Origin of the sequence: Acinetobacter sp. NIPH 1852, from assembly GCF_022549455.1 — a bacterium.
Lineage (GTDB): Bacteria > Pseudomonadota > Gammaproteobacteria > Pseudomonadales > Moraxellaceae > Acinetobacter.
In genome coordinates, this window is record NZ_JAKZGG010000002.1 from 308,953 (window position 1) to 327,908 (window position 18,956).

The 18,956-nt window shown below is 39.8% G+C and carries 18 protein-coding genes; 12 read left to right on the forward strand and 6 right to left on the reverse strand.

Going from position 1 to position 18,956, the window contains the following annotated elements:
* The first annotated feature begins 250 nt into the window (after positions 1 to 250).
* The gene (locus tag MMO38_RS03100; RefSeq protein ID WP_241322503.1) at positions 251 to 1,783 is read left to right on the forward strand and encodes a hypothetical protein; all 1,533 of its coding nucleotides are present in this window, start codon (positions 251 to 253) and stop codon (positions 1,781 to 1,783) included.
* A gap of 159 nt (positions 1,784 to 1,942) precedes the next feature.
* Here the strand turns inward: MMO38_RS03100 and MMO38_RS03105 are convergent, their stop codons facing one another.
* Together MMO38_RS03105 and rpiA are read right to left on the reverse strand one after the other, a co-directional pair.
* Positions 1,943 to 2,638, reverse strand: a complete 696-nt coding sequence (locus MMO38_RS03105) for a SprT family zinc-dependent metalloprotease (RefSeq protein ID WP_241322504.1) — start codon at positions 2,636 to 2,638, stop codon at positions 1,943 to 1,945.
* A complete protein-coding gene (gene rpiA, locus MMO38_RS03110; RefSeq protein WP_121930224.1) occupies positions 2,638 to 3,309 on the reverse strand; it encodes a ribose-5-phosphate isomerase RpiA in 672 nt (223 codons plus the stop codon). Before rpiA ends, MMO38_RS03105 begins: the two co-directional genes overlap by 1 nt.
* 98 nt (positions 3,310 to 3,407) lie before the next feature.
* Between rpiA and ilvA the strand changes: the two genes are divergently transcribed.
* The 3 genes from ilvA to MMO38_RS03125 all read left to right on the forward strand — a co-directional run bounded on the left by ilvA (position 3,408) and on the right by MMO38_RS03125 (position 7,098).
* On the forward strand, positions 3,408 to 4,952 hold the full coding sequence (ilvA, locus tag MMO38_RS03115; protein WP_171065228.1) for a threonine ammonia-lyase, biosynthetic: 1,545 nt from the start codon (positions 3,408 to 3,410) through the stop codon (positions 4,950 to 4,952).
* A 156-nt stretch (positions 4,953 to 5,108) separates the two neighbouring features.
* A complete protein-coding gene (locus tag MMO38_RS03120; protein WP_241322505.1) occupies positions 5,109 to 5,759 on the forward strand; it encodes a TrkA family potassium uptake protein in 651 nt (216 codons plus the stop codon).
* Position 5,760: 1 nt separating this feature from the next.
* Positions 5,761 to 7,098 carry a TrkH family potassium uptake protein gene (locus MMO38_RS03125; protein WP_241322506.1) on the forward strand — a complete coding sequence of 446 codons (1,338 nt, stop codon included), beginning with the start codon at positions 5,761 to 5,763 and terminating at the stop codon, positions 7,096 to 7,098.
* 47 nt (positions 7,099 to 7,145) lie between these two features.
* Here MMO38_RS03125 and MMO38_RS03130 read toward each other — a convergent pair whose 3' ends face one another.
* On the reverse strand, positions 7,146 to 8,315 hold the full coding sequence (locus MMO38_RS03130) for a phospholipase A (RefSeq protein ID WP_241322507.1): 1,170 nt from the start codon (positions 8,313 to 8,315) through the stop codon (positions 7,146 to 7,148).
* Positions 8,316 to 8,337: 22 nt separating this feature from the next.
* Positions 8,338 to 11,277 carry an insulinase family protein gene (locus tag MMO38_RS03135; RefSeq protein ID WP_241322508.1) on the reverse strand — a complete coding sequence of 980 codons (2,940 nt, stop codon included), beginning with the start codon at positions 11,275 to 11,277 and terminating at the stop codon, positions 8,338 to 8,340.
* A 256-nt stretch (positions 11,278 to 11,533) separates the two neighbouring features.
* Here MMO38_RS03135 and MMO38_RS03140 point away from each other — a divergent pair, with 256 nt between their 5' ends.
* The 8 genes from MMO38_RS03140 to MMO38_RS03175 all read left to right on the forward strand — a co-directional run bounded on the left by MMO38_RS03140 (position 11,534) and on the right by MMO38_RS03175 (position 17,347).
* A complete protein-coding gene (locus tag MMO38_RS03140; RefSeq protein ID WP_241322509.1) occupies positions 11,534 to 12,547 on the forward strand; it encodes an adenosine kinase in 1,014 nt (337 codons plus the stop codon).
* Positions 12,548 to 12,563: 16 nt separating this feature from the next.
* Positions 12,564 to 12,872, forward strand: coding sequence for a Rieske (2Fe-2S) protein (locus MMO38_RS03145; protein ID WP_121930323.1), 309 nt, complete (start codon positions 12,564 to 12,566; stop codon positions 12,870 to 12,872).
* A 21-nt stretch (positions 12,873 to 12,893) separates the two neighbouring features.
* Positions 12,894 to 13,505: an OB-fold-containig protein gene (locus tag MMO38_RS03150; protein WP_004671317.1), complete on the forward strand. Its 612-nt coding sequence runs from the start codon at positions 12,894 to 12,896 to the stop codon at positions 13,503 to 13,505.
* A 513-nt stretch (positions 13,506 to 14,018) separates the two neighbouring features.
* The gene (gene cydP / locus MMO38_RS03155; RefSeq protein WP_241322510.1) at positions 14,019 to 14,210 is read left to right on the forward strand and encodes a cytochrome oxidase putative small subunit CydP; all 192 of its coding nucleotides are present in this window, start codon (positions 14,019 to 14,021) and stop codon (positions 14,208 to 14,210) included.
* A complete protein-coding gene (locus tag MMO38_RS03160; RefSeq protein ID WP_241322511.1) occupies positions 14,210 to 15,787 on the forward strand; it encodes a cytochrome ubiquinol oxidase subunit I in 1,578 nt (525 codons plus the stop codon). The genes cydP and MMO38_RS03160 overlap by 1 nt, the downstream gene beginning before the upstream one ends.
* Positions 15,784 to 16,929, forward strand: coding sequence for a cytochrome d ubiquinol oxidase subunit II (gene cydB / locus MMO38_RS03165; protein WP_241322512.1), 1,146 nt, complete (start codon positions 15,784 to 15,786; stop codon positions 16,927 to 16,929). Before MMO38_RS03160 ends, cydB begins: the two co-directional genes overlap by 4 nt.
* Positions 16,930 to 16,944: 15 nt before the next feature.
* Positions 16,945 to 17,046, forward strand: coding sequence for a cytochrome bd-I oxidase subunit CydX (gene cydX / locus MMO38_RS03170; protein ID WP_000270276.1), 102 nt, complete (start codon positions 16,945 to 16,947; stop codon positions 17,044 to 17,046).
* A gap of 4 nt (positions 17,047 to 17,050) precedes the next feature.
* Positions 17,051 to 17,347, forward strand: a complete 297-nt coding sequence (locus MMO38_RS03175; protein WP_241322513.1) for a cyd operon YbgE family protein — start codon at positions 17,051 to 17,053, stop codon at positions 17,345 to 17,347.
* Between the two features lie 164 nt (positions 17,348 to 17,511).
* Here the strand turns inward: MMO38_RS03175 and MMO38_RS03180 are convergent, their stop codons facing one another.
* Positions 17,512 to 18,054 carry a GNAT family N-acetyltransferase gene (locus MMO38_RS03180; protein WP_241322514.1) on the reverse strand — a complete coding sequence of 181 codons (543 nt, stop codon included), beginning with the start codon at positions 18,052 to 18,054 and terminating at the stop codon, positions 17,512 to 17,514.
* 69 nt (positions 18,055 to 18,123) lie between these two features.
* Positions 18,124 to 18,804, reverse strand: coding sequence for a DUF2057 family protein (locus MMO38_RS03185; protein ID WP_241322515.1), 681 nt, complete (start codon positions 18,802 to 18,804; stop codon positions 18,124 to 18,126).
* Positions 18,805 to 18,956 lie beyond the last annotated feature (152 nt).

Here is an 18,956-nt window from a genome sequence, read left to right on the forward strand (position 1 = left end):
GGCTTGTTTTACACAATCTTCAAGTCTCTAACTTATAAGAAAATAAAATGAGTAGTCATCATCAAATTAACATGAATAAATTGGCTTATATTTCAAAAATCAGATATATAGAAAGAGAAAAGGTATTCTTTTATTTTGAGCTGATTTTACCATTGGTCAAGAAAGACTATTGAATCAGTATAAGATTCGCATAGAATAAAACGATGCGGTAATAAAAATTTCATGGATGCAAAATTTTTGGAGAGCTGGAATGCCTTCTTTGATGTCAGAACAAAGATTACATCATCATATTTGCTTAGGGTTGAGTACACTTTTACTTAGTTCAGCTTTGATTGGTTGTGGTAGTGGTGAGAGTGAAGCACGTAAGAGCACTCCACCAGAAGAGGTCGTAGCCCAAAAACCGAAGAACTTTAATATTAAAGTGCCTCTCGAAATACGTGAAGTTGTTGTTAAAGTCTTTGATAACGTTGATGACCGATTAGTCTTAGAGCAAAATTTTAGTACAACAACCGATTTATCGATTACCCTGCCTGAAATCCTGAATAAAAACCGTTTATATCGAGTTGAATTAACGACTACACCTAATTCTCTGATCTACGATTTCCTCAGTGGTCAATATAAAAAAATTGATCTGACATTACGAGCATTAGTCAAAGTTGATGTCAGTGATTTAACGCAAACGATATTTATCAACCCCAGCAGCGAGTCGATTTATCAACGCGCCTTAGTTCGTTCAGGACAGTTGCCAAGTGATGAAAGTAACTATGCAATGAACATCACAGCAGGACAGCTTGAACTTGCGACATCGGATGTTGAAACAGCGTTATTGAGTGCCTTTAAATATTTAAACATCACCAACGTAAATCCATCCAATAGACTGCATGTCTTCTCACCTCAAAGCTCCAATATAAATTCTGGATTATATTTAAACACCTACCTGAGTTTTGGTTATCTACAGCAATGGTCAACCATATATCCTGACACTTCCTTCGCTGAGTTCTCTAAAAATTTAGCCATTGATTTAAGAGATGGCTATCTGGATGCAAAAAAAATCCGTGGTGATCAAGAAGCCCTGACAACTTTGGTTCTCGCAGCACCAGATAATATTGACCCTGCTAAAAATACCATCATTGACATAGCAAATAATCAAAAAAATACAAGAGAACAATATGCTGCTTCATTAAAGCAAGCGGTGTTGCAACTCGCAGATACTTATGACCAAAAGACATCTAATCCAACGCATTATAACCAATTGCAACAGCGTAGCTATTCTGGTGTTGTGCCAACAGCCAATCCATCTGTACCGCACAATGTTCGTATCACTGGTGCGGGGGATTACCGTCGAGCTGTTGGTTTTTCAGATACAATCGCAACTTGCAATGGCTCAATTTATCCCTGTAAACAAGGCATTACAGGTATAAATATCATTAATCATAGCTCACCTTCTATTGAATATTTGATTGGCCACTATCAAGATAACAGTCAAGGCTGCCAACTTGATATTCGTGCCGATGGATGGCTGGAACTAACCAAGAATAATCAGACATTTCGATCAAAATTGGATGGTGACAGTACAGATAATCTATTACAGGTTAATAAAGAAAATCATGAATATCTATTAAATAGTAGTTCACCAGAGCCAACCAATAGCAATTCACAATATCAATTTGTGCAAGTTAATATCAAAGCCAACCAAGTACTGAGCGCCAGCGCTGGTTTTGATACCCGTAAAGCACCTGATCAATTGCAAAGCACGCAGCTGCAATGTAGTTTTAGTTCGTAGATCACCTTTGCACACAAGCAACTGGATATATTTCCAATTGCCTATGTGAGTGTTTTGATCAAAAACAATATGCCAAGCTTGTTTCAAGCTTGGCATATTTGCAATGTGTTAGCTGTTCAATGCAGCCGTTTCTTTAATGGTTAATCTTCAATCAGTAACTTAAATCTTTTTATAATACCAATGCGGTAGCTGTATCTGCTTTAACTGCCTGCGATGCTCTAGATAGTTGTGATCATGTTTAGCCACCTCATTCCAAAATGCGGCACTATGATCGAAATGTTTGGTATGCGCTAATTCGTGTACACATACTGCTCGCACGTTAGATTTAGGCATCAACACCAACGCTGCATTTAACATGATGTCATGTTTTGAACTGCAACTTCCCCATCGTGTTTTTGGTTTTCGGACTGCACATGCTTGGTAAGGCAAGCCAATTTCTCGGCTGACTTGATTTAAATATTCAGGTAAAAATTGTTTTGCGTAAGCCAATACAGCCGCTTGTAAAGCAGCTTCAGGTTGTTGATTCCGTATAAATAATTGGTGTTGCTCCCAATCGAACTTAAAAATATAGCGCTGCTGTTGCTGAATAATATGAAAGGGTTGTGAATGGAAAAACAAACATAACGCTTCGGGAAAATCACGCCCTTGATCTAATTGTTGCTGCTGTTTTGACCAAGTGTCGACTAGCCATTGTTCTGACTGTTTCAAAAATTGTTGAATTTGAATTTTAGTACAAAACGGAGGAACAGTGAGACGTATACCCGTTGGCTCAACACGCAAGCGCAAATTTCTCGCCCTTGCATGTCGAACAACTTTAACTTCAGGTAATAACGCTTCCAATGAAACTGATGGCATTATTGTGCGGTACGTTCTTCAATACCATGATCAGTTGCAACGATTGCGATACTTGCTGCATTTAAAGCAAAAATACCATTTGTTACGACACCTGGAATGTTATTAATGGTTTTTTCTAAATCAATGGCATTTAAGATATTGAGATTAAATACATCCAAAATCACGTTTCCATTGTCCGTCACAACACCTTCACGATAAGCAGGATCACCGCCTAAAGCGACGATTTTACGAGCGACCGCCGAACGTGCCATTGGAATAACTTCGATCGGCAATGGGAAATCACGTCCCAATTGATCCACCCATTTAGAGTCATCGACAATACACACAAATTTCTTTGCAATTGAGGCAACAATTTTTTCACGCGTCAATGCAGCACCACCACCTTTGATCATATGCATGTGACGGTCAATTTCATCTGCACCATCAACATAAGCATCTAAGCCACCAACAGAGTTCATATCAACAACTTCGATACCGAGTTTTTTTAATCGCTCCGCTGTTGCATTGGAACTTGCAACCGCCGCTTCAAGTTGCAGCTCAGGCAGCAAATCGATAAGGAAATTAACCGTACTTCCCGTTCCTACGCCTAAAATGCCGCCTTTAGGTAAATGTTTTAAAGCGGCTTTTGCTGCTGCTTGTTTTTTTTCATCTTGGGTTGCATATAGACTCATGACTTCACTCAACTATTTTGACATTTGCTTCAAGAAAACAGCGCAAATGTACAGGGGTTTGCTACAATGACTCCCTATTTTAAACTGTTATAGGGAAGATGAACATGCTGTCTCGTGTGGTACGACAAATTTTACAAGCAACGGTTTACGATGTTGCGATTGAAACACCGCTTGAAGCAGCTCCCCGAATTAGTCAAAAAATCAATAATAACATTCGCTTTAAACGCGAAGATTTACAACCTGTTTTCTCGTTTAAACTCCGCGGTGCGTATAACCGCATTAGCCAACTCCCAAAAGATCAATTAGATCGAGGCGTAATCTGCGCTTCTGCTGGTAACCATGCCCAAGGCGTTGCTTTGTCGGGTAAAAAACTCGGCATTCCAGCTATTATTGTGATGCCAATTACCACACCAGATATTAAAGTCCAAGCCGTTAGAAACTTAGGTGGTCAAGTTGTTCTACATGGCGATAGCTTTGATATTGCCAATAAATACGCAAAACAACGTGCTGAAACTGAAGGTCTAGTTTTTATTCCACCCTATGATGATGAACTCGTTATTGCGGGACAAGGCACCATTGCCAATGAATTACTTCGTCAATGGCGTGATGTTGAATATGTGTTTGTTGCTGTTGGTGGTGGTGGTTTAATTGCCGGCGTTGCTGCTTACCTCGGTGAAGTCGCACCACACGTCAAAGTGATTGGAGTCGAATACGAAGAATCGGCTTGTTTGAAAGCTGCACTGGAATCAAATGAACGTGTGATTTTACCGCATGTCGGTTTATTTGCAGATGGCACTGCCGTTGCACAGATTGGTGAGTTGCCTTTTGAAATGGTTAAACTACGTAAATCTGACAACTCAGGACCGATTGTTGAACCCGATGTAGTGACTGTCGATACAGATGAAATCTGTGCAGCGATCAAAGATACCTATGATGAAAACCGTAGTATCGTTGAACCCTCTGGTGCTATGGCATTGGCAGGCATTAAGAAATACGTGGCTCAACATCAATTGACCGATAAAAATATGGTATCGATTGTATGTGGTGCCAACATGAATTTTGACCGTCTACGTTATATTGCTGAGCGCACCGAATTAGGTGAGCGTAAAGAAGCCATTTATGCAGTGACGATTCCTGAACAAAAAGGCGCATTTTTACAATTCTGCCGTGCCTTACAAGGCCGTAATATTACTGAATTTAACTATCGTGCCAGCAATAGCGGTCTAGCTCAGGTATTTGTTGGGATTAGCTTAAAAGGCGGTGAAATCGAACGCCATGAGATTCATGAATTGCTCAAACAACAATATGAAGTCGATGATTTGTCTGATGATGAAGTCGCGAAACTACATATTCGTTATCTGATCGGTGGACATGCAAATCTCGAAAATGAACGTTTATTCCGTGTCGAATTCCCCGAACGTCCGGGCGCTCTACTCACCTTCTTAGAGCGTTTAGGTCCAACACACAATATTACCCTGTTCCACTATCGTAATCACGGCGCTGCGGAAGGTCGCGTTCTTGTGGGGTTACAGGCAACCGATGCGAAGCAAAATCCAGATGGTTTGATTGAAACATTGGAGCAGATCACCTATCCATATGCAGAGATCAGCGACAACATTGGATATAAACGTTTCTTAAAATAAAGTGAACATAACGAGGAGGATTGAGTTCTAATGACAGAACTCAATCGTTTTCTGCGTCTCGAAGACTGTTTTTCCTAAAAAAAAGTTACACACGATCCCGTCAATTCTCAATAAAATGAATAAAAATATTTTTTGATCTTTGGTTCAGGGGTACACATGGCACAGTTTGCAATCATTGGCTTAGGTAGTTTTGGTGCAACAGTTGCGCTAGAGCTTACAAAACTAAATCATGATGTTATTGGTATCGATACCCAAAAGCGTAATGTCGAGAATCTAGCCAACCAAATTACGCATGCCGTTATCGCAGATGCAACTGACGAGCACGTCCTTGATGAACTAAACGTACAAAACTGTGATGCTGTCGTGGTGGCAATCGGTGAAGATATTGAAGCCAGTATACTTTGTGTGTTGAGTCTAAAAAATTTAGGTATTGATAAAATTTGGGTGAAAGCAAAAACCAAAGCGCATCATACAATTCTATCCCATCTCAATATCAACAAAATCATCCACCCTGAAGAAGATATGGGGGTACGTGTCGCACAAGCACTTAACTACCCAATGGTGAGCCGCTATATGGCATTGGATGATGATCACTTTATTATTAAAGTTCCAATAATCGATAAATTGCATGGCATTAACTTATCAGGACTGATGCAGCTCGCGCCTCATGTCAAACTTTTATTGGTCAAACGCAATAATGAAATTTTTTATGAGACAGATTGTAATTTTACCTTGCATAGAGGTGATGTACTTATTCTGGAGGGATTATTACCCAACTTAAAAAAATTGTCCGAGTGCTTCCAATAATATGACAACGAATACTAAGGCACAAAAGATTTTTAATCTGAGTCCTCCCTCCTTGCTTGCGATTGGTTTCTTAAGCTTTATTGTGATTGGGACGATTCTACTCAAACTTCCTTTCGCACATACAGGACAAGTTTCTTGGATGGATGCGTTTTTTACAGCAACTTCCGCTGTGACCATTACAGGGTTATCTGTTGTCAATATTGGCGAGTCCTATACTCATTTTGGGCAAATGATTATTCTACTCATGATCCAGTCTGGTGGGCTTGGGTTTATGACTTTTGCGATATTGGCGGCACTTAGTTTATCTCCCAAAGTCGGATTGCGACAACAAATGATGGCCCAAGAAAGTCTGGGGCAAACTAGCTTATCTAAAGTGACGTTTATTGCGAAAGGCGTTGTTGCGTATACGCTTTTCTTTGAATTGATTGGCGCGATATTATTGGCCACGACATTTATTCCACTTTATGGTATTCCCAAAGGTATTTATTACTCTATTTTTTATAGTATATCGGCCTTTAACAATGCTGGTTTTTCTTTATTCGATAACGGTCTTACTAACTTTTACGGCAACTATTTCATTTGTATCACCATTAGTATTCTCTATATCTTAGGCGGGATTGGCTTTTTGGTATTGATGGACATTAAACAGAATAAAAAATGGCGCAAACTCAGTCCAAACAGTAAATTGGTAATCAGTACAATCGTCATTATTAATATTATTGCTTTTATCGCCATTTGGTTACTTGAAGCACGTAACCCGATGACTTTGGGTCATATGAGTTTGGGAGAGCAAGCCGTCAACTCATGGTTTCAAGCCACCGTCCCGCGTTCATCAGGCTTCAATACGCTCGATACAGGCGCGATGAATAACAGCACAACACTATTGACCATGTTATTGATGTTCATTGGTGGTGGCTCTCTCAGTACCGCAGGCGGTATCAAGGTTGGAACGTTTGTCATCTTGGTTTTATGTGTTGTCGCTTTCCTGAGGCGGAATGACGAAATCCGCATCTTTAATCACGCAATTTCGCATGAAAGTACTTATAAAGCACTGGCTGTGGCATCGATTACAGGCATGTTAATTTTTATAGGTGGCTTTACTATACTCATCTTAGAACCCGAGTTAGATGTTCTAGATCTGATGTTTGAAGTTTTATCTGCCGCGTGTACTGTAGGACTTTCCAGAGGCGTGACAGGCGAACTACATGACGGTAGCCTTTTAATGCTGTGTTTACTCATGTTTACAGGGCGGCTTGGGCCACTGACCCTCGCATATTTAATTGCAACACCGAAGAAGAGCCGTTTAAAACATCCTCCAGCCAACATTCAAATTGGATAATAAAAAAGCAGATGATTTCATCTGCTTTTTTATGGACTTAAATTAACTTAATACAAGTTCATCAAAGACACACCCAACCCGACATAAGTTGCACGATGATTATAATCAATCAAGCTCTCGCCATAACCATCAAATATTTGGAAATGTCCACGCAGTTTATCTTTGATCGGAAAAGCCCAGTCAAACTGCACTGCGCCATTTGAACGATCTCCACCCTTGAGTGAGTGGCGTAACATCAAAGAAAAATCATTTTGCTTATGTCGATAAAAAGCAGTTAAATCACCACGACCAACATAATCCTTAATATCTGGATTATTATCGTCTTTCGCATCTTCTTCGACACGGTACCAAGGACGTAGCATCAATGCAAAGTTATCTTTTTCAAATCCGAAGTTAAAAATCACGCGATTCCAACTACGAGATAATGGATCAGAACGACCATTTGATTGATGATTTAAAGTCACACCAAGTAAGCGTGCGTTTAAACCCAACACATTGTAATTGGTTCTAAACATGAGGCTTGCTTCAGGCTCGTAATTAGTCTCCCGGAATGGTCTAGACTCTTCCGAGTTATAAACCTGCCAACGTGAAGATTGGGTATAACCAACCCAAAGATCACCATTGTTGCCGAAAATATTTTCCCAAGCTTTGGTCTTTAATGAGATCTGGAACTTCGCCTCTGCCGACGTTAAGTCCTGTTTATCTTCCACCGTGTTTTGTGGATTTGGGCTATTCGGAAACTCATTTTTATTACTGGTCCAAAACACGGGCAGCAAATAAACAGGTTGATAAGCACGAATATTCCAAACGCCTAATTTACTTTCTTCAGAAAGCTCCCAACGACGATCCAATAAAGAAACAGTCGGGTCAAACTTTGGCGCAGCACCTAAGATATGCAAGTCACTGACTTTTTGAACCACTTTATCTCTTAATGACTCCGGTTGACTGGCTTCACTCGCACGTTCATCAATTACTGGACTTGCTGCAAGAATAGGCTCAGCGACTGGTGTTGGTGGCTGAATAATCGTTGGCGCTTTGAACAGACGATCATAACAAGCGAGGCGATCCGCATTTGAAGCCAATGCCACACACGCTTCTGCTGACGCAGGGCTTGCTGGTGCTGTCGCCTCAGCATTTGCCAACGATGTCGTTAAAGAGCCAAGTATCGTAAGGACACCTAGCTCCAAATAACGACGCTCAAAAGATTTGAACGCCATACATATCTCCAGTTTTTATTTTTTAATTGACCTGTTGAATCTCAAAACCAAGTTTTTGCAATTCTTCGCGTTTAGCGAATGGGGCAACGACTGCTTTCACTGGTGTTTGCTCAAGCAAATATTGTTTCGCTACACGTTGTAAATCATCGAAAGTTACATTGAGTAGACGTTCACGTAACAATTTACGGAATGTAGGTGTCCGAGCATGCAACCATGAATAACAAGCCGTAATCGCTTCACCAGCAGGTGAACCTGGCTTATCCATACTCGAAACCAATCCTAAAATCGCTTCTTCGAGTTGGTATGATTGCTGTTCCGTATTGAACAACCATTGTACGCTTGCTTCAAAATCATTAAAAGTTTCAACTAAACGTGGATCCCTATAGCTGTAGAAACGGAATGAACAAGCATTGCCATCGTAGCTCGCCCCACCACCGTATGCCCCACCTTTTTCACGGATTGCGCTATGCAGGAATCCATTACGTAGGTACGCTGCCAAGACCATTAAGGGTGCAGCATCAGGGTGTGCCACATCTACAGCTTGATAAGCTGATGCACAGAACTGGACATTGGTTTGAATCAACCATGCTTCATCCGTATTTGTATTCACCTGTGCGACTTGGGTTAAAGTTACAGGGGTCTGATCAACTTCTAATTTATCCCAAACATTTTGGATTTCTTCAACCAAACGATCAGACTGATGTTCTTCACATACCAATAAGAACTGCTTAGGCGCTTGTAAAAGTTGGCGATGAATGGCTTTTAATTCTTCAATCAACGCTTGATAAGCCGTGTCATCTTGATCAATTTTAGCCACTAAATCACTGAGCCAATTTAACGCACCTAATCCTGTATTATGATAATCACGGCGTGCCAAAGCACTCATTTGACGTGAAGCAGCTTGCATTGCATAACTGTGACCAGAACCAGACAAGCGTGATTGCCAACGTGTTTTGCGTTGCTGCAATAACTCAATGATACGATCTTTCTCATCGAAACGTAGTTTTTCAAAAGCTAACTTTAATAGCTGGATCGTATCTAATTTTTGCGTGAGTGATTTGGTGGTTAAAGTTAACCAAGCGCTGATACGATCTTTATCATCAACCTTACTGCGCAAAGATGCACCCATGCCTAAGCCGCCACTCACCGCAGTTTGGATTTGTTGGAACTCGAGATAATCGTATTCGCCAGCACCAACTTCACCCATCAAAATAGAGAGCAAGTTGAAATAAGGTGACTGTACGATTTCATCAGGCACTTGAATGAGTACCTGTTGATAATAAATCCCGTTCGTCCCCGCATGATATAGATTCAATGGCATATCTGAACGATTAATGATAATTTCACGCAATTGGCCCTGCACGATCTGTAAATCAGCGGGCACATCTTCCAAACCAACTTTTGGCAGCAATTCTAAGTTATCAGGCGTATCTTGGCGTTTTTTCAGCGCTTCAGTTTTCTCTTGAATTTCAATTTTCTGAGCATCTGTTAGATTTGCAGTGATTTCAGCTAAACGTGCTTGTTCAGCCTCTTGCTCTTTTACAGATTTAGTTGCATCAGGCACCAGTGTCATTTGGACACGATGAGGATTATCTAACAAATGCGTTTGAATCAAGTTGGATAACCACATTGGGTCTTTCAACTCTTCTTTGACTTGTTCAATCGCTGCATCCACATCCCAAACATGAATTGGATCAGTGTGATGAATCGCACAACCCAAACCATTCAAGATCAAACTTAAGCCATAAGGTGTACCATCGCCATTGATTTCACGTTGATGCAATTCAATTTGATGAAGAATGGCATCAACCAAATCTGTATCTATCGGTTTAGATGCAACATCTTTTAGAATATCTAATACGCCATTTTTAAAGGTATCAGCATGTTCAGCATTTGAACCTTGAATGCCACAATAAAAGGTCATTTCAAAATTACTATCATCTACACCCATAATTGGGCCAGTTGATTGAGCATAACCACAGGTTTCTAAGTAATGACGTAATGGAGAAGCTGAGTTTTCTAATAAAATCCCTTCAACCAAACGCATACCTAAACGGAGTTTGATATCACTGGTTTCAGGCAATAACCATGACATAACATGATAGGTTTTATCTTTTAAATCTTCACTATCGACCGCATAGCTTTCAGTCACCTCAACTGGTGCAGCTAAACGTTGCTCAGGTGTTGAATATAAGGTCGTTCCTTGAGAAAACTTATGCAGTGCTAATTTTTCAAACTGCTCTTGTAGGTCATAAGCAGTTTGATTGCCAAAAGTCATAAATACGGCATTACTCGGATGATAATGCGTTTTATAAAAATCAACGAGCTGCTCGTAACTTAAATCTGGAATGTCTTTCGGATCACCACCTGAGTTGTAGTGATAAGTGGTCTTTGGAAATAAATGATGTGCCAGTTGATGATAAAGCTGATCTGTAGGAGAACTCATAGCCCCTTTCATTTCATTGAAGACCACGCCTTTATAAACAGCTTGATCATTTTCAAGCTCTATACGAATACCTTCTTGAGCAAAGTCTAAAGGATTTAAATTCGCGGCAAATGCAGCATCCAAATACACTGACAATAGGTTTTGAAAGTCTTTTTTATTCTGAGTCGCAAATGGATATGCAGTCCAATCCGCGGCAGTAAACGCATTCATAAAGGTATTGAGTGAACGGCGAATCATTAAAAAGAATGGGTCACGTACAGGAAACTTTTCAGAGCCACACAAAGCAGTATGCTCTAAAATATGTGCCGCACCTTTTGAATCCATGGGTTGTGTTCTAAAAGCAACCAAAAATACATTTTCATCATGCTCTGTTGCCAAATGGTAATGAACCGCACCTGTCACTTTATGTTTGTATTCTGAAACGTGAATATCGAGTGCTTCTACATGGTGTTGACGTAATAGCTGAAACGCAGGGTGAATAGTTTGAGTAATGCTTTCAGAAACATCTACAGTCATGTGATCTCCAATTTATCTATTTAAATAACGACGATTGATAGTACAGAGTCTACCGAAGAATACCTATGGATATCCATGTAAATTACTCTATATTTGTAGAAAAATTCAGCGAGCAGTCGAACTGACATCAACACCTCCCTTTGTCTTATCCTTGATTTATCTAAAAAATACCGCACCTGAATTTTTTTCAACAAACTACAGTAATCCTGAGCATTGGTGTAAACTTTAGTTTTTGATTTTTACTGTGATGACAAACATGGCAACTGTTGATCTTTTTGCAATTGGAAATGCACTCATTGACCAAGAATTTAAGATTTCAAATGAGTTTTTAACACAACAAGCATTGCAAAAAGGTACGATGCAGTTGGCTGATGGTGATGCGCAAGCGGCGTTATACCAACAATTACAAGATACACAGACTTATAAAGGTCAAGCCAGTGGTGGTTCAGCAGCCAATACAACGGTTGCATTTAGTGCATTAGGCGGTACAGCTTTTTATGGATGTCGCGTTGGGAATGATGAATTAGGCTCAATTTACCTAAAAGGTTTAAATGACGCTGGCATCAAAACAGCCACACAATCCATCAGTGAAGGCGTAACAGGTACTTGTATGGTACTGATTAGCCCTGATTCAGAACGTACCATGCACACATATCTCGGCATTACCGCTGAATTAACGGCTAAACAAATCGACTTTGAACCATTAAAAACGGCGAAATGGCTATATATCGAAGGCTATTTATCGACCAGTGATACTGCACGCAAGGCAGTAAAACAAGCGCGAGAAATAGCAAACGCACATGGCGTTAAAATCGCACTATCGCTTTCCGATCCTGCAATGGTGCAATACGCACGTCAAGGCTTAGAAGAACTATTGGATGATGGTGTTGACTTATTGTTCTGTAACGAACAAGAAGCATTGATGTTTACCAATACAGAAAATCTTAATGATGCAATTGACGTACTAAAATCAAATAATCAACATATCGTTATTACCCAAGGTGCAAACGGCGCAATGATTATCGATCCTGCACAGCAGTTCCATGTCGCTGGTCGTCATGTTGATGCCGTAGATGCGAATGGTGCTGGTGATGCATTTGCAGGTGCATTTTTATATGCAATCAATGCAGGTTTAAGCTTAGAAGCCGCAGCTCAACTCGCGATCTTAATTTCAAGTGAAGTTGTTGCCCAATTTGGACCTCGTTTAGCTGTCGATAACTACGCTAAACTATTTGAGCAATTTAAAACATCGCAACAGGAATGTGCTTAACATGGAAAAGATTTGCATGACTGAGGAAGTCCCTGAACGTGAGTCTCGTGCATACGATACTTTAAAAGGAACAACCATTTTCGTTACTCAAAAAGATGGCAACTTTTATGCCTATCAAAATGTTTGTCCGCATTTGCAAACAGAGCTTGAGTATTTAGAAAATCAGTTTTTAGATCAAGATCGTGAATATATTCAATGCTCTACTCATGGTGCATTGTTTTCTGTAGAAACGGGCGAATGCATTTCTGGACCATGTCTGGGTGACTTCCTTGAAAAAGTAAACTTGGAAGTCCACTCCGATGGTGGTATTTATATCATTGATTGATACCTAAGCTAGAATTCTGCGATGACTGAGTTTTTTTTTAATTACTACCTGATGCCATTTCACATGAGCGTGGTTGCTTTAATTTTGCTCAGCATTGCAGAAACGATTGGGATTCTGATTGGTTTACGACCAAGTTCTTTAGTAAAAAAATTTACACCTGAATGGATTTTAAACTCACCGTTATTAGACGTTAAATTTTCTAAATATCTAATCGTTGTTTTTTTACTGATTAATTTTAGTTTTGCGGGTTATTTTCTCGAACTTTCTTTCTTTGCTATTCAGCATTATTTCATTTCCCCTTACTATCTCTTTATACCAGCATTAATCATCGACATTTTTTTTACGGTATTTATGATCCATTGCTTAGACCAAGTGATCAAGCCAAAAGTCAATCAGACCCACGCCAATCTTGTTGGCCGTTTAGCCACAATTTCCACAGGGAATGCACGTCCAGGGTTTTCTGCACAAGCACGTGTGCGTGATGAATTCGGACAACTTTATTATGTTCAAGTTGAGCCAGAATATGGTGAATTAGAACTTCAATCCCAAGTGCTCCTCATCAGCCAAAAATCCAATGCATATTATCTCGCAAAAAAAATATCGATTTCAAATAAACTCTTCACCCCAGATTAAGTTCGAGTTTAGATCGTATTTTTACAAAAAATTACAATAAAGTCACTTAAAAATAATGCTCTCGTCTACTCGCTTAAAATTCAAGTTTGAGCAAAAAACAAAAAACGAAATGAATTGCATTTACATTAACAAATCCAGACTAAAATACTTGGTTCTAATGACTATTTAATCTAAATCTTCTTTATTTTAAGCTATAGATTCGCAACTGCATGTAAATATTATATATATTTAATTCATACCATTTCAATCAACTTTAAAATAGATTAAATAAAATTAAAACCAACCATTTTAATTTGATTTATATTTTTTAATTATAAGCAATTTAGTCGGATTTAAAATACAGAAAACAAAGTATTTTAGTTGGTTAATAAAATTAATTATAAAAATAAATATAAATTATTGATTTAAAATATAATTAATGAAAACAAACTCATAAAAACCTCATAAATTTTATTTTCAATGCATTTTAATTAATAATAAAAGAATCTCCCATTTAATATGAAATGCAGTTCTATGAACATAATTTCAAATGATCAAAATCGGCGATTAATTCGAGAAATCACGATCATTCTTATTATTAAAGTAATCCTTCTCTTGGTCATTAAACACATTTGGTTTGATGCACCAACGATTCCAAAAGATTTTAACAATCAAGTTGCCGAGCGTATTACAGGCAATCCATCTAACACTCAGGAGACACGTTGATGATTTCTGAAAGCGTGGTCGATCTTTCGCGGTTCCAGTTTGCAATGACTGCGATGTATCACTTTCTTTTCGTTCCGCTGACTTTAGGTCTTGCATTTATTCTGGCCATCATGGAAACCACCTATGTGATTTCAGGCAAAGAAATTTATAAAGACATGACCAAGTTTTGGGGAAAACTCTTTGGGATTAACTTCGCTTTGGGTGTCACCACTGGTTTAACCATGGAATTTCAGTTTGGTACCAACTGGGCTTATTACTCGCACTATGTTGGCGATATCTTCGGTGCACCCCTCGCAATTGAAGGCTTAATGGCATTCTTCCTTGAATCAACCTTTATTGGTTTGTTCTTTTTTGGCTGGGATCGACTCTCTAAATTTCAGCATTTAGGTGTAACGTGGCTGGTCGCAATTGGTTCAAACATGTCAGCTTTATGGATTCTAATTGCCAATGCTTGGATGCAAAACCCAGTCGGTGCAGCATTTAACTATGAAACCATGCGAATGGAATTGGTGGATTTCGGTGCGTTGATATTCAATCCTGTGGCACAAGTCAAATTTGTGCATACCGTTTCGGCTGGCTATGTCACAGGTGCAATTTTTGTTCTCGCAATCTCAAGCTATTACTTGTTAAAAAAACGTGACTTGCCCTTTGCACGTCGTTCTTTTGCGATTGCAGCAATCTTCGGTTTAGCATCAACATTATCTGTCATTTTACTGGGTGATGAATCAGGTTATGAACTCGGTGATGTGCAAAAAACCAAACTCGCTGCAATTGAAGCAGAATGGCACACTGAACCTGCACCTGCTGCATTTACCTTATTTGGTATTCCCAACCAAAAAGAAATGCGTACCGATTATGCGATTAAGATCCCTTATGCAATGGGGCTGATCGCAACTCGATCAACGGATAAACAAGTCACTGGCTTACATGATTTGATGAAAGAACATGAAGTCCGTATTCGCAATGGTATGGTGGCATATAGTGAGTTAGAAAAACTTCGTGCGGGTGATCGCTCTCCAGAGTTACTCGCATCATTTGAGAAAAATCAAAAAGACTTAGGCTATGGTCTTTTATTGAAGAAATATTCTCCAAACGTGGTGGATGCGACTGAAGCACACATTCAAGCTGCAACCAAAGATACCATTCCCAATGTAGCCGCACTTTTCTTCTCTTTCCGTGCCATGGTCGCGTCTGGCTTCCTGATGCTCGTACTCTTCCTTTTAGCGACTTGGGCTGTTGCCAAACGCAATGCCGAAGACAAACCTTGGTTGCTCAAATTTGCGTTATTCTCGCTCCCACTCCCATGGATCGCAGCGCAAACAGGTTGGTATGTGGCTGAAGGTGGTCGTCAACCATGGTCTATTGGTGAGATTTTACCAACCCATTTATCTGCTTCAAGTGTCAGTGCTGGCGATGTGTGGGGATCAATTATTGCGCTTGCGGCGTTCTATACCGTACTGCTTATTATTGAAATGTACCTAATGATCAAGTTTGCGCGTCTAGGCCCAAGCTCTTTGCACACTGGTAAATATCACTATGAAAGACTAGAAGCAGAAACAGTGGAGGCTCAACCATGATCGAATATGAATTACTAAAAATTATTTGGTGGGTATTGGTTGGTGTCTTATTGATCGGCTTTGCCCTCACCGATGGTTTTGACATGGGTTCAATGGCACTCATGCCATTTGTAGGTAAAACTGATTCTGAACGTCGCGCCGCAATTAACACAATCGCACCGCACTGGGATGGTAACCAAGTTTGGTTTATTACAGCTGGTGGTGCACTGTTTGCGGCATGGCCAATGGTCTATGCCGTTGCCTTCTCTGGTATGTATTGGGCACTACTACTGGTCCTCTTTGCCCTTTTTTTACGACCTGTCGGATTTGACTATCGCTCCAAACTAGAAAATACCCAGTGGCGTAACGCTTGGGATTGGGGTCTGTGTATCGGTGGCGCTGTTCCTGCACTTGTCTTTGGTGTTGCATTTGGAAATCTATTTCTGGGCTTACCTTTCGGTTTGGATGACACGTTACGCTCGCAATACACGGGAAGCTTCTTTGCACTGCTCAACCCATTTGCGCTCATTTGTGGTGTTGTAAGCCTAACAATGCTCTGTGCTCATGGCGGTGCATGGCTGATGTTGCGAACAGATGGAGCGCTCTATCAACGCTCTGCTAAAGCGACACAAATCATGGCTACTATCTTCCTTATTTGCTTCTTAGCAGCTGGTGCTTGGTTATGCTTTGGAAATATTGAAGGTTTTAGCTACGCTACTGCGGTTGATACCAACGTTGCGTTAAATCCACTTGCAAAAGAAATCGTGACCAATGCCAATCACGGTTGGCTAAATAACTATACGACTTTTCCAATGACGATCGCCGCGCCTATTGCTGCAATTCTAGGTGCAATATTGGTGATCATCAGTGCAAGCAAACATAAAGCTGCTGTGAGTTTCACTGGCACGAGCTTAATGATTGTCGGTGCAATCTTAACTGCGGGCTTTGCATTATTTCCATTCTTATTGCCATCAAACATAGATCCTGTTTCAAGCTTGACCATGTGGGATGCAGTATCTAGTCATAAAACACTCGGTGTGATGACTGTTGCTGCATGTATTTTTGTTCCTCTCATTTTGATTTATACCTCTTGGTCTTATTACAAAATGTGGGGTGTCATCACCAACAAACACATTGAAGAAAACTCACATAGTTTGTATTAATCGAGGAGATGTGAAATGTGGTATTTTGCGTGGATTCTAGGCATTTTGATGGCATGTTTCGCAGGGGTGCTCAGCGCACTATATATCGAACATCATCAAAATTTAGATGAGGAATAATAAAATGGCGAAAGCAATGGCAACACCGAAGAATAGTAAAGCTCAAGTACTTGCAATGACCGTTTCGTTTTTGTTGGCATTGCCACTTGCTGCTATTTTATTGGTACATCCATCACTGATGCTCGATGCGAACGGACACTATAATCATAGCTTACTCATGTTGGTAATGATTGGTATCTCAGGTGGGTTCATTCATGGCGTTGGGTTTATACCAAGATTCTGGTTGTGGAAATGGTTATTCAGTCCTTATATCGCATGGCCATTAATGATTTTGGGTTACTTTATCTGGATCGGTAATTAACTCCCAACAGATCAAATGAAAAGAGGAAGTGGATTCACTTCCTTTTTTTTCGATATAAATTCCCATTGAGGTTTTATCAATATCTCACCCACATCGCAATATCAACACTTTGTAATTACAACGAAATTACCAAAACTGTTTTTTTAATAAGATCACTCAATTCATTAAGATTTTACCGATATATTTCTGCTTATCAATTTTCTCATTTCAATCAATTGCGTTGGTACAAGGGGTTGCCCGACACCCGCCTCTAGCGGATAAGACTCCTTTCGCCCAGTCACTTGATATCCACGTCGCTGGTAATAAGCAATAAGTTCAGAGCGCACATCCAATACATACATCATCAAACTCGCAACCGCAGGATAATACTCCTCCACGTATTCCTCTACGAAATGAAGCATCTCACGCCCATATCCTAAGTTTTGCAGCGTCGGATCTATGGCAAAAGTACCGACCTCAACGCTGGCATGTTCAAATGTTAAGCCAATACAGGCAATAATGTGCCCAAGCTCATTTTCAGCAACAAACAATTCAAATCGAGATTGTTCCAATGCCTGATTTAATTGCTGTTGGGTAATGCGTTGCCCACGAATAAAATCTTTTTCAGTTGTCCAACTTCGACTTGATTGGGTTCGGTAAGCGATATTAATTAATACAACAAGCTGTTCTAAGTCATCATTTTTTACTTTTCTAATATTTAAAGACATTTCTATTCTATATTCGGACATTCAATAAAAAACCGATGATAACATCGGTTTTATAAAACAATGGATAAGTTAGTTGCTTTGACCTGCCAACCAAGCCATAAACTTTTGACGTTCTGCTTTAGATGCTTGCTGCCATAGCTCAACCAATTGTTGATCTGTCGTTTTCACTGCGCCAACTGTAGCAGCAGTAGTTACAGCGACTGGTGCGCTAGCAATGGCTGCTTGTGTTTTACCCGTAACTGGTGCTGGTTGATTTACCGTATTATTCTTATTTTTTTGGGTCAAATCCAAAGTACGACTTAATAAATTATTCCCCGAGAACCAAGGTTTCGCTTCATTATTTGCACCCGTTTGCTGTACGACGAGTTGTTTATTTTGATCATAGAGTGCAACGGTCGGCTGTTCAGCATATTTTTTTGCAGCTTCAAAATCTTTTGGTGCATTGACCAGAGCTAAACGATAGCTTTGATTATCCTTTAAGCTTTGAGCTTTGATCGTAATCACACCAGATTTGACAATGTCATGCTCGCCAGTTAAATGCTCAAAATACTCACGGTAACGAACATTAACAGTTAAGTCACCAGCATCAACTTGATAGTTATTTTTACTTGATGGAAGTAATCCTGAATTCACTTCTTGACCATTTACAGCCAGAATCACAATTTCTTCAGGTGCAGTGATCGTAACCGCTGAAAAGACTGAACCACTGAATAATAACCCGAAAGCAGCAATACCAACTCTTAAAGACATTAGACTCTTCTCGATATAAACTATTTATGAAATCGTATGCACTATGCTACGAGATTGTGACTATTTTATGACAATAAGCCGAACGATCTATCCTCAGGATTCGACTTATTAAGATATATACCCATTTTTCATACTAAAGACCATACTGCTTT

Bases quoted from the DNA above. Each gene is read 5' to 3' on its own strand.
- MMO38_RS03100 (WP_241322503.1), top strand. From the start codon at position 251: ATGCCTTCTTTGATGTCAGAACAAAGATTACATCATCATATTTGCTTA.
- MMO38_RS03105 (WP_241322504.1), bottom strand. From the start codon at position 2,638: ATGCCATCAGTTTCATTGGAAGCGTTATTACCTGAAGTTAAAGTTGTT.
- rpiA (WP_121930224.1), bottom strand. From the start codon at position 3,309: ATGAGTCTATATGCAACCCAAGATGAAAAAAAACAAGCAGCAGCAAAA.
- ilvA (WP_171065228.1), top strand. From the start codon at position 3,408: ATGAACATGCTGTCTCGTGTGGTACGACAAATTTTACAAGCAACGGTT.
- MMO38_RS03120 (WP_241322505.1), top strand. From the start codon at position 5,109: ATGGCACAGTTTGCAATCATTGGCTTAGGTAGTTTTGGTGCAACAGTT.
- MMO38_RS03125 (WP_241322506.1), top strand. From the start codon at position 5,761: ATGACAACGAATACTAAGGCACAAAAGATTTTTAATCTGAGTCCTCCC.
- MMO38_RS03130 (WP_241322507.1), bottom strand. From the start codon at position 8,315: ATGGCGTTCAAATCTTTTGAGCGTCGTTATTTGGAGCTAGGTGTCCTT.
- MMO38_RS03135 (WP_241322508.1), bottom strand. From the start codon at position 11,277: ATGACTGTAGATGTTTCTGAAAGCATTACTCAAACTATTCACCCTGCG.
- MMO38_RS03140 (WP_241322509.1), top strand. From the start codon at position 11,534: ATGGCAACTGTTGATCTTTTTGCAATTGGAAATGCACTCATTGACCAA.
- MMO38_RS03145 (WP_121930323.1), top strand. From the start codon at position 12,564: ATGACTGAGGAAGTCCCTGAACGTGAGTCTCGTGCATACGATACTTTA.
- MMO38_RS03150 (WP_004671317.1), top strand. From the start codon at position 12,894: ATGACTGAGTTTTTTTTTAATTACTACCTGATGCCATTTCACATGAGC.
- cydP (WP_241322510.1), top strand. From the start codon at position 14,019: ATGAACATAATTTCAAATGATCAAAATCGGCGATTAATTCGAGAAATC.
- MMO38_RS03160 (WP_241322511.1), top strand. From the start codon at position 14,210: ATGATTTCTGAAAGCGTGGTCGATCTTTCGCGGTTCCAGTTTGCAATG.
- cydB (WP_241322512.1), top strand. From the start codon at position 15,784: ATGATCGAATATGAATTACTAAAAATTATTTGGTGGGTATTGGTTGGT.
- cydX (WP_000270276.1), top strand. From the start codon at position 16,945: ATGTGGTATTTTGCGTGGATTCTAGGCATTTTGATGGCATGTTTCGCA.
- MMO38_RS03175 (WP_241322513.1), top strand. From the start codon at position 17,051: ATGGCGAAAGCAATGGCAACACCGAAGAATAGTAAAGCTCAAGTACTT.
- MMO38_RS03180 (WP_241322514.1), bottom strand. From the start codon at position 18,054: ATGTCTTTAAATATTAGAAAAGTAAAAAATGATGACTTAGAACAGCTT.
- MMO38_RS03185 (WP_241322515.1), bottom strand. From the start codon at position 18,804: ATGTCTTTAAGAGTTGGTATTGCTGCTTTCGGGTTATTATTCAGTGGT.